The organism is Desulfotruncus alcoholivorax DSM 16058 (assembly GCF_000430885.1).
Classification (GTDB): domain Bacteria; phylum Bacillota; class Desulfotomaculia; order Desulfotomaculales; family Desulfallaceae; genus Desulfotruncus; species Desulfotruncus alcoholivorax.
The window spans coordinates 73,883-89,776 of sequence record NZ_AUMW01000012.1; the positions used below are offsets into that span (position 1 = coordinate 73,883).

General features: G+C 52.2%; 15 protein-coding genes. All 15 read right to left on the reverse strand.

Annotated features, from left to right (window positions below; all coding sequences use genetic code 11):
• Nucleotides 1-141: 141 nt before the first annotated feature.
• The gene (locus tag H569_RS0106980) at nucleotides 142-1,392 is read right to left on the reverse strand and encodes a radical SAM protein (RefSeq protein WP_027364412.1); all 1,251 of its coding nucleotides are present in this window, start codon (nucleotides 1,390-1,392) and stop codon (nucleotides 142-144) included.
• A gap of 207 nt (nucleotides 1,393-1,599) precedes the next feature.
• A complete protein-coding gene (locus H569_RS19530; protein ID WP_051273393.1) occupies nucleotides 1,600-2,547 on the reverse strand; it encodes a peptidoglycan DD-metalloendopeptidase family protein in 948 nt (315 codons plus the stop codon).
• A 323-nt stretch (nucleotides 2,548-2,870) separates the two neighbouring features.
• Nucleotides 2,871-4,157, reverse strand: a complete 1,287-nt coding sequence (gene rho, locus H569_RS0106990; RefSeq protein ID WP_027364413.1) for a transcription termination factor Rho — start codon at nucleotides 4,155-4,157, stop codon at nucleotides 2,871-2,873.
• Between the two features lie 54 nt (nucleotides 4,158-4,211).
• Complete coding sequence (locus tag H569_RS0106995) at nucleotides 4,212-4,679, reverse strand: DUF2062 domain-containing protein (protein WP_027364414.1); 468 nt, start codon at nucleotides 4,677-4,679, stop codon at nucleotides 4,212-4,214.
• Nucleotides 4,680-4,685: 6 nt separating this feature from the next.
• Nucleotides 4,686-5,342: a fructose-6-phosphate aldolase gene (gene fsa, locus H569_RS0107000; protein WP_027364415.1), complete on the reverse strand. Its 657-nt coding sequence runs from the start codon at nucleotides 5,340-5,342 to the stop codon at nucleotides 4,686-4,688.
• A 133-nt stretch (nucleotides 5,343-5,475) separates the two neighbouring features.
• A complete protein-coding gene (locus H569_RS0107005) occupies nucleotides 5,476-6,333 on the reverse strand; it encodes a class II fructose-1,6-bisphosphate aldolase (protein WP_027364416.1) in 858 nt (285 codons plus the stop codon).
• Between the two features lie 186 nt (nucleotides 6,334-6,519).
• On the reverse strand, nucleotides 6,520-7,203 hold the full coding sequence (locus H569_RS0107010; RefSeq protein WP_027364417.1) for a hypothetical protein: 684 nt from the start codon (nucleotides 7,201-7,203) through the stop codon (nucleotides 6,520-6,522).
• 97 nt (nucleotides 7,204-7,300) lie between these two features.
• A complete protein-coding gene (locus tag H569_RS0107015; protein WP_027364418.1) occupies nucleotides 7,301-7,702 on the reverse strand; it encodes a response regulator in 402 nt (133 codons plus the stop codon).
• Between the two features lie 94 nt (nucleotides 7,703-7,796).
• The gene (locus H569_RS0107020) at nucleotides 7,797-8,567 is read right to left on the reverse strand and encodes a Yip1 family protein (RefSeq protein ID WP_027364419.1); all 771 of its coding nucleotides are present in this window, start codon (nucleotides 8,565-8,567) and stop codon (nucleotides 7,797-7,799) included.
• Nucleotides 8,568-8,579: 12 nt separating this feature from the next.
• Nucleotides 8,580-9,497 (reverse strand): signal peptide peptidase SppA, encoded by a 918-nt coding sequence (gene sppA / locus H569_RS19535; RefSeq protein WP_081410913.1) that lies wholly within the window; start codon nucleotides 9,495-9,497, stop codon nucleotides 8,580-8,582.
• A gap of 194 nt (nucleotides 9,498-9,691) precedes the next feature.
• Entirely contained in the window at nucleotides 9,692-11,284 is a 1,593-nt protein-coding gene (locus H569_RS0107030; protein ID WP_027364420.1) for a CTP synthase, read from the reverse strand.
• Between the two features lie 107 nt (nucleotides 11,285-11,391).
• On the reverse strand, nucleotides 11,392-11,550 hold the full coding sequence (locus H569_RS0107035; protein ID WP_027364421.1) for a XapX domain-containing protein: 159 nt from the start codon (nucleotides 11,548-11,550) through the stop codon (nucleotides 11,392-11,394).
• A gap of 11 nt (nucleotides 11,551-11,561) precedes the next feature.
• Complete coding sequence (gene argS, locus H569_RS0107040) at nucleotides 11,562-13,247, reverse strand: arginine--tRNA ligase (protein ID WP_027364422.1); 1,686 nt, start codon at nucleotides 13,245-13,247, stop codon at nucleotides 11,562-11,564.
• Between the two features lie 300 nt (nucleotides 13,248-13,547).
• Nucleotides 13,548-14,132 carry an indolepyruvate oxidoreductase subunit beta gene (locus H569_RS0107045; protein WP_027364423.1) on the reverse strand — a complete coding sequence of 195 codons (585 nt, stop codon included), beginning with the start codon at nucleotides 14,130-14,132 and terminating at the stop codon, nucleotides 13,548-13,550.
• Nucleotides 14,125-15,882: an indolepyruvate ferredoxin oxidoreductase subunit alpha gene (iorA, locus tag H569_RS0107050; protein ID WP_027364424.1), complete on the reverse strand. Its 1,758-nt coding sequence runs from the start codon at nucleotides 15,880-15,882 to the stop codon at nucleotides 14,125-14,127. The genes H569_RS0107045 and iorA overlap by 8 nt, the downstream gene beginning before the upstream one ends.
• Nucleotides 15,883-15,894: the final 12 nt, after the last annotated feature.

Consider the following 15,894-nt stretch of genomic DNA (forward strand, 5'->3'; position numbering starts at 1 on the left):
ATAACCTTGCTTTTGCCCTTCAATTTTCACTCCCCCAATGATTTTATAATTAGGTACTTTATTCAATGGCAGCATAGATAATCCTTCATGTTTTGTCAAACCATACCAAAAAATTTATATACTTCTGGTCAAATAAGAAATTTATTTTCTTTTTATGGATTTTGTAAAATTGCCCACATCCAAACCCTTAATTTGCGATAAAAATTGCAGAAATATCTTCATGCCAAGCGGTGTTGACCCGCATGATATATATTGCTCCAAAAAATCCGGGTCAATATTAAGGTTCCGCAATTGTACCTGGTTAACACCATTCTCCTGAATAAAATCAAGCAAAGCGTCAATTTCACGTTCAGTATCATTTAAACCGGGAAGCACCAGCAAATTAAGTGAAACATAAACGCCCCGGTCCCGGGCCGCCCTGATTGATCTAGCCACGTCCTCCAGTTTGTAATCTCGCGGGCGGTAATAGGTATGATATACCTCATCCCGCGCACTGATCAGGCTTACCCGAATGGAGTCCAGCCCGGCGTCGCAGATTTTTTCAATTCCTCGCGTATATCCGGCGTTGCTGTTCATGTTGATAGTACCAAGTTCGGTTTTCCGGCGCACTTTGTCAATTACCGGTGCTATATCACCCGCCGCCAGTGCCGGCTCACCCTCACAACCCTGCCCAAAGCTGATAATTGCATCCGGAGCGTTTTGCAGGTGGTGCAAAGCTATCTGGGCCGCTTCTTCTATTGTAGGGCGAAAGGCCAGCCGCGACTGTGGCGAAGGGCAGCATTCCGCCGGTTGCAGGGAGATACACCCCAGGCAGCGAGCGTTGCAAACGGGAGACATGGGCAGCCCCCCCTCCCAGCGGGTATAAAATATGTTTTGGGCGGTAAAACAGCTATACTCCAAAGCACACCGGGCAAGCTGCTCCAATAACCGGTTATTTGAAAACTTGGTTAGCCTGCTTTGGACTAATTTGGGCAGGTCTTCTGAGTTATAGTGTCTCGGATCCCACCGGTCAGGTTCGTCAGTTTGTATTGCGGCAACAAAGACCTTGTCGTCTCGTAAAGCCACGGCAGTATAACCATAAAGCGGAAGTGGTTGGTCAGCCTTGCGCCAATAGCCCGGCAAAAGAGTGCGAGTGTATCCCTGGGGCAACAGTGCTCCCACTGCCCTGGCCTTACTTCTGCCGCCCTGCGCATACTCCAAAAGCTTAAATTCGCCTTGTTGGTTCATTCCAACCGGCGTGCTGCCAGGCAGCAGCATCAGAGAAGCCCCCTCCGGCAATTCAATCATGTCTTCGTCAATTATTTCCACCAACCTGTTTCCGGTCCGGCCTACGGCAGCCAGATCATGATCAAACATACGGCCCTGCTCGTCAGCGTATAGCAACTTATACATATATATCCCCTTTACACTAAATATTTCTTGTACACACCCGTCACGGGTATATTTTACCATTGCCCCATGCCAAGTGACATGAAGCAATTGAAGCAGTTTAAGCAAAAAAAAAAAAACGGAAGGCAAATCCGTTTTTTACTAATTTTAACTGTTTAAGGTTGCAACACAATATCATCATATCCAGATTGTACAGTTATTATAAATAGTTTAAGCCTGACCCCTTTTGAGGCAGAGGAGGGGATCGAAGGGGACGCCGTTTAGAAGTACCTCCAAATGGACATGGGGTCCGGTGGAGCGTCCGGTGCTGCCAACCCTGGCGATGGGTTGATCAGCCAACACCTTCTGCCCGGCACGAACCAGTAGTTTGGAGTTGTGGGCATACAGGGTGCGCAGTCCGTTGCCGTGGTCGATAATCACGGCGTTGCCATATGTCCCCCTAGGACCGGAAAAGACCACCGTGCCAGCCTTGACGGCCCGTACAATTTGGCCGTAATCCGCGGCGATGTCCAGACCCTCGTGCATGCTGCCGTCTCTCATCCCGTAAGGTGAGCTGATCCAGCCAACCACCGGCCAGTCCAGCTGGTTAAGAGGCAGGGACCTGGATACTTCGGTTTCCCCGCCCCCCTGGCCTGCGGGAATGTTTATAACCTGTCCCGCCATAACCCTGTCGGGATTGCGCAGGCCGTTCATTGCCGCCAGCTCTCTTTCACCAACGCCAAAGCGGGCGGCTATTAAACCCAGGCTTTCACCTTTTTTAACCTGGTAAGGGAAAGATGTCCCGGGCAGCATCAGCACCTGGCCCTTGATGATATGATCGCGGTCCCGAAGGTTATTCATTGCCACAAGTTTGCCCATGTCTACGTTATTTCTTGAAGCAATCAGACCAAGGGTATCGCCTTCACGCACTATATATATCCCGGGTGCGGCCGCACTTGTCCCGGCTGCTGTTTGCTCAGGCCGTTCCTCCTCCGGGGCCGCCAGGTACGGGGCATCGGGCCGCAGTAATTCGTCAAGCCGGGCCTGCGCCGCTTGCGGCGACATGATCAGAGCAACAGCCATAGTAATAACAAAACCGGTAATAATTATTTTTGCAGTAAACTTGAATTTACTCATAGTTAACCTTGTAATTAAATTTGTGATTAAATCTTTAAGCATTTTTGTCTCCCCTAGAAGTTTTATCCAAAGACATACTTTATTAAATTATTACCGGTTTTTATGACTTTTATACCAAAAGGAAAGGGGACACACCACCGGCCCGCAACCACAATATTTTCTTGGTAGACCACCATGCCGCTAATGAGGCACCATCAAAAAGATAAAAAAGGGGTTGCTGTAGGGGCGGACGACCCTGTCCGCCCGCCTCTGAGCCAGCTGTTAGTCATCTGGAGATATTCCGTCAAAGTTTTTTCAGGATAGTTTTTTCAGGATAAAAAAAGACGGGTACTTGCCAACCCGTCTTTAAAAAGCTATGCTATCCGTTACGGAAGGTCTAACGCAGCCTGACTTCCATTGCTGTTCTTGCGGGCAACCCGAAAAGCCCGCAGCAAATCCGCGTTGGATTTGGTTTTTTTCAGACGCTCGGTCATGTATTCCAGCGCCTCGGCAGGGGACAGACCGGCAGTGGCCCTTCTGAAATACCAGTTCAGTTCAAGTTCATCCCTGGTAAGCAATAAATCTTCCCGCCTGGTTCCTGAACGCAAAACATCAATGGCCGGGAAAATTCTCCTTTCCGCCAGCCTGCGGTCCAAGATCAGTTCCATGTTGCCGGTGCCCTTAAATTCCTCAAAGATGACATCATCCATCCTGCTGCCCGTTTCCACCAGCGCTGTGGCCAAAATGGTAAGGGAACCTCCCTCCTCCAGGTTGCGGGCCGCGCCGAAAAACCGCTTGGGCCTGTGCAGGGAAGACGGGTCGACGCCACCGCTCAGGGTCCGCCCGCTGGGAGGTACAACCAAATTATGCGCCCTGGCCAGACGGGTAATGCTGTCCAAAAGAATCACAACGTCACGCCCGTGTTCCACCAACCGCTTGGCCCGCTCCAACACCAAATCGGCCACCCGCACGTGGTTTTCAGGCGGCTCGTCGAAGGTCGAACTAATGACGTCACCATTTACAGACCGTTCCATATCGGTGACTTCTTCAGGACGTTCATCTATAAGCAGTACAATCAGGTTTATTTCCGGGTGGTTTAGCGTTATGCTGTTGGCGATGGCTTTAAGCAGCACGGTTTTACCCGCCTTGGGCGGGGAAACAATTAATCCCCTTTGGCCTTTACCTATGGGAGCTATGAGATCAATTATCCGGGTGGAAAGTTTGTCCTTTTCAGTTTCCAGGACAATCCGCTCTTGGGGGAATAGGGGGGTAAATCCTGCAAAATGCAACCTTTTGGAAGCTTCCTCGGGGTTTGCTCCGTTTACCTGCTCCACGCGGAGCAGCGCGGAATACCTCTCGTTATCCTTGGGCCCTCTGACTTGCCCGCCTACCAGATCTCCTGTCCGCAAATCAAAGCGTCTGATTTGTGAGGACGATACGTAAATATCATCATAACTTGGCAGGAAATGTGACGGCCTTAAAAAACCATATCCGTCCGGCAGTATTTCCAGTACGCCGCTGGAAATCTGCAAACCGCTTTTTTCCAATTGCGCTCTGGCTATTTCGGCTGCCAGTTCCTTCTTGCGCAGCCGGGAATAACCTGTGAGTTCCAGCTCTTTGGCCATGGCGTATAACTCGGCCAGGGTCTTGCTTTCTAATTCAGCATTGTTCAACGGCATCCCCCCTCAGCAAAAATAATTATCATTTAATGTAATGCAACACTCATTCTACTGGGCTATTATTCCCTTTCGTTTTTGCCTTACCATCATTAATTTACGAACTCCGAAATAAAGCAACAACCAGGCCAGAAAAGAATTTATTACTGCGCCAACCAGAAATGGATAACCAAACTGCGACAGGTAGTTAATCCAGTCCGCCGGTTTCAGGCCGGCTGCATGCATTGCCTTTCCAGCGTGTTCATATTCATTAAATCCCATTATTAGACTTCCGGTTGCTATGTTAAGCATATAAAAAAACGGCACGGCCCACTTAAAAAATGTTGCCGTCAGGGCTGCGGCCAGGCCGTTGCCGCCTGCCACCCGCGCTATGATATAGGCAATAGGTATCCCTATTATCGGCACGGGCAGGAAATCCATGGCAAGACCAGTTGCCGCACCCCGGGCAACTTTTACGGGCGCATCCGGTATGTCCATGACCCTGGTGTAATATTTTTTGAGGCGCCCCTTAATGCTCACAATGATTTATCCTCCTTGCTTTTTGGGTACTTTTTCCCAGTCCGCCAGAAATTTATCAATGCCCAGATCGGTAAGCGGGTGCTTAATCATCTGCAGCAGTACTTTATACGGCACTGTTGCAATATCGGCGCCGGCCAGCGCAGACCTGGTTACATGCATTGGGTGCCTGATACTGGCGGAAATTATTTCTGTTTCGAAACCATAAAGGTCAAATATCTGGACAATTTCATTGATCAGGACCATCCCGTCCTGGCCGGCATCATCCAGTCGTCCCACAAACGGGCTCACATACGTGGCCCCGGCAAGCGCCGCAAGCAAAGCCTGGTTCGCGGAAAAAACCAGAGTTACGTTAGTTTTAATCCCTTTTTTTGATAACTTGCTTACAGCTTTTAGCCCCTCTGCATTCATTGGTATTTTTACAACAATATTCGGGTGTATGGCAGCAAGTTCCCCGGCTTCGGCAATCATTGGCCCGGCCTGGGTACTAACCGCTTCAGCGCTGATCGGGCCGTCAATAATTGTCGTTATTTCCCGCACCACATCCACAAAATCTCTGCCCTCCCGGGCGATCAGGGAGGGGTTGGTGGTAACTCCGCTGATCACGCCAAGCTCACCGGCGGCCCTGATCTCTTCCACGTTGGCGGTATCGATGAACAGCTTAATGGGTAACACCCCCCCAATTTTTTATTCGGTAACCTTAATCATTATATTACAGGTTTTGGAAAAAGTCGAGTGAAATTGGGGACATACCTCCGACCCTAAAGCTATGACCATAAAGGGAGGTGTGTCCCCTTTCCTATTTTGCTTTTCCGGAGCTTCCAAATAGCCTTATTTTTTCTCTGATTAATTCTACCGCCGCCTCCCGGGCCGGGCCTAATATCTTGCGGGGATCAATTTCATCCGGGTTGGCGGCAATTACCTCTCTGCACCGGTCAACAAAGGCTTCGCGAATGTTGGTGTCGATGTTGACTTTGCGCACACCCAGGCGGATAGCCTCCTGGATAGCTTCACCGGGCACACCGGAGGAACCGTGTAAAACTATGGGTATCTGCACCAGTGATCTTATTTTTTCCAACCGGGCAAAATCCAGCTTGGGCACACCTTTATAGCGGCCGTGGGCGGTGCCGATGGCTATGGCCAGCGAGTCAACCGCTGTTTCCTGCACAAAGCGGCGGGCCTCTTCCGGATCGGTAAAGAAAGCGTCGGCATCGCTGACCGAAATATCGTCTTCAGTGCCGCCAATTTTACCAAGTTCAGCCTCGACGGACACTCCCACCGGACGGGCCGCGGCAATTACCTGTTTAGTCAGGGCGATGTTTTCTTCCAGGGGGTGCTTGGAACCGTCAATCATAACCGAAGAGAAACCGGAGCGAATGCAGCGCATTACCTGTTCGAAACTTGTCCCGTGATCAAGGTGCAGCGCCACCGGCACGCTAACCATGGCTGCTGCCGTGTTGGCCATTGCCGTTATATATTCTATGCCTGCGTACTTGATGGCACCCTGGCTGGCCTGCATAATTACCGGCGCATTTTCCGCCTCTGCGGCCGCGGCAATGGCCTGGACTATTTCCATATTGTTGCAGTTAAATGCACCTACAGCGTAACCACCGGCTTCTGCCGCTTTGAGCAAATCACTAACTGGAACCAAACCCATAAAATCTATGACCTCCTTTAAGAAGCAGACTAATTTTCGTTACTATTCAGGTATTCAGAATTCAGTAGTCAGAATTCGGAATATTTCGGGACAATCAACCGTTCTCTCATTCTGACTCCTAACTCCTAACTCCTAACTCGTAAAATTAGTATACACCCCCTGGGGGGTGCTTATCAGGTAATTTCTTTATTTTCTCCTGCGCTTGTTCCTTTTGCCCTGTTTACCCGAGTTGGCCAAACTGTCCAGGCAATTAAACCCGTTGCGGGTCAACTCAATGGTATCTACTTCCCGGATTACCTTAAGATCTTCTTCAGTTTCAGCATAAATGATATTTACACTATCACAGCCCTTGCAGTGCAGCTCAAGGCGGTCCGGGAAAATATCCACCTCAACATCGTGGTTGCCGCACTGGCAGTAAACAGACCCCTGTTCTGCTATGTCGTGCAAACAGTTTAACACTTCATACATTATCCGGGCATTATGAAAGTGTTCGTCCTCTTGTTCAAACTCTTCCACCAGTGATTCCATGCTTTCCTCTTGAGCAGCAGCCAGCATCCTGACTTCTTCCTCCGGACCCAGGTAACCAAGTTCCAGCCCTGTTTCCTGGCAGAACAGGTAATGCACCGCCCCGGACCATAGCCTGCCGGTACTTAATGAGTGGGCATGTCTGTTTTCACAAACCACACACGAAACCTGAAACAGATACTCTTTCCTGTTTCTGGTAGTAATAAGCAGTTTTGTAAAACCGCATGAGCAGTTAATTTCCACTCTATTTTTTCCACTAAACTCAAAGCGGGAAAGACTGTGGTAATCAAGTTTTCCGCATTCCGGGCAACGCATGCCCAGTAGAGTTTCGGTTTGAATAATCATTATTTTCCCCCTGCAGATAGTGCTTGTGCAAATCATATCATTTGACACATCATTCGACACAAGCTCCTGCAAATCCTTTTTTCACGATATTATCCTGCTAACCCGTCTTTATTTCTGCCCGGGAGGCTGCCTCCCTGGAAATAATATTATTAACCAACGCGCGCAACTCATTCAGGTCGAAAGGTTTGCTGATGTGATCAACACCTTTTCCACTTATCTTTTCCAGAATGTCCAGTTCACTGTAAGCCGTCATCATCACCACAGGAACGCCGGAATCAACCTTCCTAATTTCATTCAGCGTTTCCAGACCGTTCATACCAGGCATTTTTATATCCAATAAAATTAGCCGGTATTTTTTTTTGGCAAGCTTTTTTAAAGCTTCCATACCGTTTGATGCCTGTTCCACCAGGCGGCCATCATCTAATAGAGCCTCACAAATCAGCCTCCGGACGCCGGGTTGGTCATCTACCACCAATACTGTTTCGGTGTTTTTTGTCACATTTTCCCCCCCCCATCAAACCTGTTGGAATTCACTTCGACGGGGGAAAAAAAATCCCTGCACCAAATTGTTAAACATTTCTATTTTTTTGTAATTAGATGAACCGGCCGGTTTGCAGGCCGGCTATTGATGATCCAATTACAACAATGGATACTATTGCCAAAACAACAATTATGCTCCATGGAGCTATAACCACCAGAATTGCCTTTCCGGCGCTAAACTGATGCACCTCCCGCAGTCCAATAACAAGCAGCACTGTGCTCCAGACAAACACCGCTATGCCACATAAAGCTGCGGTTAAGGCCTGGAGAAAACCTCCGGGGAAAACCATCAGCATTACCTGAACCGGCAGCATAAAAACAACCGGCAGGCCGGCAAGCCCGTATACGGCAAAAACATTGCGGGCGCCGCCCCTGCCGCCAAGCAGCTCTGACAACAGGTGCAGCAGGCCCGACATAACAAACCATTTAACCAGGCCAAATAAAAACCCGCCCGCTGCCACCAGAATGGCAGTAACTTTAACATAATCATATTCAAGCATTCCCGGTATACGCAGGGACTGAAAAAAACGCGGCGTGGTATAATAACCCATTAATGCTTCCAAAATGTTTACAGAAAAAAATACTAAAACTGCAGCACCAATCCGGGGATTACTGGCAAAACCGGCAAAGGTCCGGGCAGGGTCAAACAGCGTTCCGTAGATTAGCTCAAGCATTCCGGCTTGATCAAGTTCGCTTCTGGACTCGGGTTTGCTATTCAGATTAATTTCATCATTATTTAGGATAATTTCCCTATCTTGTTCCGGATATACATTTTCATTTTGCTCTTCACCGCCGGTCTTATGGGCCCCGTCCTGGTTTTCCATGGTATTCCTCCTTTAATTCACCACCGGTGCGCCGGGGTCTAATAAAAACCAGGCGCCCGATTGCAGCGGCGGCAGGCCAAGTTTAACCCTGGCCAGGGTCTCCCACCAGGTATGCTGGGGTGCCAGCTCAATCACCTCGGGCTTACCCTTGATTCCAGCCAGGTCAGCTGCCAGTTCAACGGCATCGTAATAGTTGCCCAGGACATCAACCAAACCGTTATCCAGCGCCTGCTTACCGGTATAGACCCGCCCGTCCGCCAGTTTCCTAACTTCGTCAGGTTCCATGTTCCGCCCTTCGGATACAGTGGCGATAAACTGTTCATACATTTCATCCACCATACCCTGAAATATGGCCTGCTCTTCGCCGGTGATATCACGGTTTGGCGAGCCCATATCTTTATGTTTCCCGCTCTTAAAAACCCTGTTTGCCACGCCCAGTTTCTGATATAGGCCCTGAAGGTCGCTGGTGGTCATAATCACGCCTATACTGCCGGTAATAGTGCCAGGGCTGGCCACTATTTTATCGCACCGGGATGCGATCCAGTACCCTCCTGAAGCAGCGACGTCCCCCATTGATGCAACCGCCTTTTTGCCGGCCTTGCGCAGCCGGTCCACTTCCAGCGCGATTTCCTGCGAGGCGCCTGTTGTTCCGCCGGGTGTGTCAAGCCTGAGTAAAACTGCCTTAATTGCCGGATCGGCGGCTGCCCTGCGCAGCTGTTCCATAATTGTTTCCGACCCCACCGCGGATTCAAAAAGCCCCGCTGAATCCGCCCCTCCGGCAATAACGCCGCTGATGCGGATCACACCCACGGCGCCCCCGGCGGCATTCTTACTGTATGCGCCCGCCCCGCCGCCTTGATCAAGGGCGGCTATTACCAGTGAAATAAGCACAACTCCTATGATGATCCCGGCGATAACTTTTCGCTTCAAACTTTTCACAACCTTTAAGGGGAATTGGTTAAAGAAAAAGCCTTGGGCTGACCAAAGCTGTTAAAATTACTGTGTTAGTTACTATTGAGATAGTCAGAATTCAGGAGTCAGAATAAACCAATACCCCGAGCCGGTTCTCTCATTCTGACCCCTGAATTCTGACTTCTGGCTCCTGAAAGAGGTGTGTCCCCTACCTATAACGCAGCTCCGATAAAATCCCTGAACAACGGGTGCGGTTTATAAGGGCGGGATTTAAATTCCGGGTGGAACTGGGTTGCTACAAACCAGGGGTGATCCTTTAATTCAATTATTTCCACCAAATAGCGGTCGGGCAAAGTGCCGCTAACTACCAGTCCGGCCTCAACCAGCGCATCCCTGTATTTATTATTAAACTCATACCTGTGGCGGTGCCTCTCGTAAATAATTTCCTCACCATAGGCCCGCCGGGCCAATGTACCCGGCACCAATCTGCAGGGATACCTGCCCAGACGCATGGTACCGCCCATCTTGTCCAATTCCTTTTGTTCAGGCAGCAAATCTATCACCGGATAGGCGGTGTTGGCATTGAATTCGGTACTGTTGGCTGAAGTCCAGCCAAGCACGTTCCTGGCGTACTCCACAACAGCCAGCTGCATGCCCAGGCACAACCCCAGCAGGGGAATTTTTCTCTCGCGGGCAAATCTGATGGCGTTAATTTTGCCCTCAATACCCCTGTCACCAAAACCACCCGGCACCACTATGCCGTCGACGCCGGTTAGCATCTCTTCCACGGGCCGGCTTTCCAATTCCTCGGAATTGACCCAGCGAATCTCCACCGCCGCGCCATGGAAAAGGCCTGCGTGGCGTAAAGCCTCGGCCACGCTGATATAGGCATCGTGCAGTGCCACGTATTTGCCGACCAGGGCTATGGTTGTGCGACGGTATAAATTTTTCATCTTATCCACCATCACCCGCCACTCGGAAAGGTCTGGCGGGGTTAAACACTTAAGGCCAAGTCTTCGCACAGCCAGGTCGCCCAGTCCCTCTTCTTCCATCATCAGCGGGACTTCGTAAATATGAGAGGCATCCACTGCCTGGACTACGGCATCCCGGTCGGTATCACAAAACAGGGCCAATTTTTCGATCATTTCCCTGGAAAGAGGTTTTTCAGTGCGACATACCAGGACGTCGGGCTGAATGCCTATGCCGCGCAGTTCCTTAACGCTGTGTTGGGTGGGCTTGGTTTTAAGCTCATTAGCCACCCTGAGGTAGGGTACCAGGGTCACGTGTATGTACATGACGTTATCCCGGCCAAGGTCGCTTTTTAACTGGCGAATAGCTTCCAGAAACGGCAGGGATTCAATATCCCCCACGGTGCCGCCGATCTCGCAGAGAACCACGTCCGGTTCCAGTTCCCGGGCAATCCGGAGTACCCGGTCCTTTATCTCATTGGTAATATGGGGAATCACCTGTACGGTGGCCCCAAGGTAGTCTCCCCGGCGCTCCTTGTTGAGGACCGACCAGTACACGGTGCCGGTGGTCACGTTGCTGCTCCTGCCCAGGTCAACGTCTATAAACCGCTCATAATGACCCAAATCAAGGTCTGTTTCAGCTCCGTCCTCGGTTACGAATACCTCTCCGTGCTGGTAGGGACTCATGGTACCGGGATCTATATTAATATAGGGATCAAGTTTTTGAATGGCCACTTTAAGCCCACGGCTTTTAAGCAACCGGCCCAGGGAAGCTGCTGTTATCCCCTTTCCCAAAGAGGATACAACGCCCCCGGTAACAAAAATAAACTTGGCCATGGTGCTCCTCCTGTTGTCTTGTTCTATAATCACCTTAAATATTCTATCACGACCTAACGGCTTGTCAACAAGAGCCGGCGGATTTGATCATAAGAATAAGCAGGAGTTTATCCAAAATATTTGGCAGCTGCGACGTAACCCAGGAAGAGACCAACAATGCCCATAACCCCTGCCAGGGTGGGGGGAGCGGGGACGGGAAGTTTAAGCTTGGCAAATAATACGCCGATTAAAAACCCGGCCAGGGTGGTCATAATTACTTCGCGCATGGTACCCCTCCTTACATTTTTTCGGGCGCGTTTACACCCAGCAGCCCCAGCCCGTTCCTCAACACCACCCGGGTGGCCTCCACCAGCAGCAGGCGGGCATTGCTCAATTCAACATCACCGGTTATAACCCTATGCACGTTATAAAAGCTGTGCAGCAAGCCCGCCACCTCGTGCACATAACGGGCAATGCGGTGGGGAGCCAGCTGCCGCGCCGCCATGGCGACCTCTTCCGGGTAGTCGGCCAACCGCCGGGCCAGCGCTAACTCGGCTTCCTCTTTCAACAGCCTCAGGTCCACCCTGTCAGCCGGGGGAATACTCCTGCCCTGTTCCGCCAGCTGCCTGAAGATGCTGCAAATACGGGCATGGGCGTATTGAACGTAATACACCGGGTTATCATTGGACTGGGATCTGGCCAGGTCCAGGTCGAAATCCAGGTGACTGTCCGCGCTGCGCATAATAAAAAAGTAGCGCGCCGCGTCGCGTCCCACCTCATCCACCAGTTCCTCCAGGGTAACGAACTGCCCGGTGCGCTTGGACATGCGCACGATCTCTCCGCCGCTGAACAGCCTGACCAGTTGCATCAAGATTACGTGCAGGGCCTCCGGGTTATAGCCCAGCGCCTCCATGGCCCCTTTCATCCTGGGTACATGGCCGTGATGGTCCGCGCCCCAGATGTTGATCACCCAGTCAAAGCCTCGCTCAAATTTGTTCATGTGATAGGCTATGTCGGCGGCAAAATAAGTGGGGATCCCGTTTTTCCGGACCAGCACCTCGTCTTTTTCCACTCCAAAGGAGCTGGCTTTAAACCACAGGGCGCCGTCTTTTTCATAAATATGGCCTCTCTCCCTGAGACGGTTTACGGCTTCTTCCACCTTGCCGCTGTCGTGCAGTGACTGTTCGGAAAACCATACGTCATAATGCACCCCAAAATCGGCCAGCCCTTTTTTTATGGCGCCGGTTTTTTCTTTAAGAGCGTATTCCACCAGGGTATTCAGTCTTTTGGCGCGATCCGCCTCCAGCAAACCGTCACCGTTATCTTCAATAAAACGGCGCACCGTATCAACTATATCCTGCCCGTGGTAGCCGTTTTCAGGCACTTCGGCCTCCCGGCCCAGCAGTTGGAAGTAACGGGCTTCCAGCGTTAGGGCAAAATTCTCGATCTGGTTGCCGGCGTCGTTAATGTAATATTCCCTGGTAACCTGCCAGCCGGCAGCGTCCAAAATTGAAGCAATGCTGTCGCCCAGGGCCGCCCCCCTGGCATTACCCATGTGCAGCAAGCCGGTGGGATTGGCGCTGACAAACTCAACCTGCACTCTGCGGCCTTTTCCCGCCTCCACCCGGCCATAGGCGGATTGCCTGGCAACCGCCTCGGGCAGGGCCTCCAGCACCCAGCGCGGGTCCAGGTGGAAATTAATAAAACCGGGGCCGGCCACTTCCGCCCGCTCCAGCCACTGCATTGAACGGGGCAGGTTTTCCAATAGGATCTCGGCAATTTTCCGCGGCGCCATCCGGGCCTGCCTGGGCAGCAGCATGGCCAGATTGGTGGCAAAATCTCCGTGCTCCCGCTCCCGGGGCACCTCAACCACATATTCGGGCAAATCCACCGGCGGCAGCTGGCCTGCCTCAACGGCAGCCGCGGTAGCTGCGGCCATGGCTTGTCTTAAATTATTGCGCATTTTGTCTACTACGCCGGTCATTATAACGATCCTCCCAGTGTTTTATTAGGTCTTTGGAATTCAGCAATCAGAATTCAGAATATTGCTAGACGATAACCGTTCTCTCATTCCGACTCCCGGCTCCTGAATAGTTACAAGTATTATCGCCGAAGCGGGCGGACAGGATCGCCCGCCCCTACTTGGTTTTTACTTCCGCACCTACATATTATATCCCTTTTTAACCTTGAAAAAATTAAAAAAGAAAAACTGCCCGAAGGCAGTCCCATATGGCTGTCCCAACAAAATGCGTGATCACCTGTAGGTGCACGGCATGCCGCGCACCTACAATGACCTGGAATTATACCCGGCGGTAAAGGCGGCGTTGTTAACTTCCAGGAATTTGGGCGGTACCGTGGCCGCCAGGGCCTCCCGCCAAATTTCTTCTTCAATCGGCAATTCCCTGGCCAGTGCGCCCAGTAAAACCACATTGGCCGCTTTGGCGTTGCCGCACCGGATGGACTGCCGCAGCGCATCCAAAACCAGCACGTTATTTATTTTGCCTTTGATTTGTTCGATTATACCGGCCGGGTATTCCGCCTCGCCTGCCAGAACCGGCACGGGGTAAATCTGCTGGTCATTGATGATTACGGCGCCGCCCGGCTTCAGGTAGGAAAGCCAGCGCAGCGCTTCCAGCTGCTCAAAGGCCAGTATAACATCAGCCTCACCCTCTGAAATCAACGGTGAGTGGACTTTTTCCCCCAGGCGGACCTGGGTGACCACGCTGCCGCCCCGCTGGGCCATACCGTGAATTTCGGACACTTTGACATCATAGCCGACGGCACGGGCGGCCGCCGCCAGCACTTTGCTGGCCAGGATGGTTCCCTGCCCGCCGACTCCCACCATCAATACATCAACCGGTTTAAGCACAGGCATTCCCACCTTTCATCGCCCCGGTTTTGCATACCTGGACGCACAGGTTGCACCCGACGCACAGGTTGGGGTCCACCGCGGACTTTTTATCTGTAACTGAAATGGCCGGGCAGCTCAGCCTGAGGCAAGTTTTACAGCCGTTGCATTTTTCCGGGTCCACCGTTACGGCGGGCCTGTTCTCCCGTTTCAACAATGCACAGGGCCGCCTGGCTATGATCACCGACGGGCCGGAAGCGGCCACTTCGGTTTGAACAACTTCTTTTAATTTTGCCATATCCAGGGGATCGACCACCTCCACCCTTGGCACGCCCAATGCCTTGCAGAGCATGGTCAGGTCCACTTCGGGAGCTTCCTTGCCTTTAAGGGTGCGCCCGGTGGCCGGGTGGTCCTGGTGGCCGGTCATGGCGGTGGTGCGGTTGTCTAAAATGATGACCGTGCTGTCGCCGCCGTTATAAACTGTGTTTAAAAGACCCGTGATCCCGGAATGCAGGAATGTGGAGTCCCCGATAACCGCCACGGTTTTACCCCTGAGGCCGGGGACAGCCTTGTCAATGCCGTGGGACATGCCGATACTGGCGCCCATACATACGCAACTGTCGATGCCTTCCAGGGGAGGCAGGCCGCCCAGGGTATAGCAGCCGATGTCGCCGGTCACGGTCAGTTTAAGCCGGCGCAGGGTATAAAACACGCCGCGGTGCGGGCAGCCGGGGCATAATACCGGCGGGCGGGGCGGCGCGGCGGGCAGCCCCGCAAGCGGGTTTTCCGCCGCCGGCCGGGCGGGCAATACGCCGGCTTCGATGAATTTACGCCTGACCAGGCCCTGGCTGAACTCGCCGGTAGCGGGGAAAAGTTCCTTGCCGGTTACTTTAATGCCCAGCATGCGAATTTGTTCTTCCAAAAAGGGCTCAAGCTCTTCAACCACATATAAAGACTCTACGCAGGAGGCAAATTGTTTAATCAGTTCGACCGGCAGCGGGTTGGTAAGGCCCAGTTTCAGCACCGAGGCGTCCGGCAGCACTTCCCGGACAAACTGGTAGCTGATGCCGCTGGTAATAACGCCGGTTTTGGCACTGCCTTTGACGATGAAATTAACGGGGGCACTTTCACTGTATGCAGTAAGTTTAGCCAGTCTTTCCGCCAGGCTGACCCTGCGCAGGCGCCCGAAGGCGGGCACCATCAGGTTCTTTTTGACATCTTTGGCGTATTGCTTGATTTCCCTGGCTCCCGGTTCGCCCAGCTCAACCATGCTCTGGGAGTGCGCCACCCGGGTGGTTATGCGCAGCATGACCGGGATATCAAATTTTTCACTGATTTCCAGGCCCAGTCCCACCATGTCCTTGGCCTCCTGGCTGTCCGCAGGTTCCAACATGGCTATTTTGGCGAACCTGGCGTAATAACGGTTGTCCTGTTCGTTCTGAGAGCTGTGCATGCCCGGGTCGTCCGCCGATACCAGCACCAGTCCCCCGTTAACGCCGGTGTAGGCCGCTGTAAACAGCGGGTCCGCAGCCACGTTGACGCCAACGTGTTTCATGGTAACCAGGGCCCTGGCCCCGGCCATGGCGGCGCCGATGCCCACTTCCAGGGCTACCTTTTCGTTGGGAGCCCATTCACTGTAAACCTCGTCGTAGCGGGAGAGGTTCTCCAGGATTTCGGTGCTGGGGGTGCCGGGGTAACCAGCCGCAAGGGTAACGCCGTATTCATAAGCGCCCCTGGCTATGGCGGCATTGCCGGATAGCAATTCCTTCAAGACTCTTCCCTC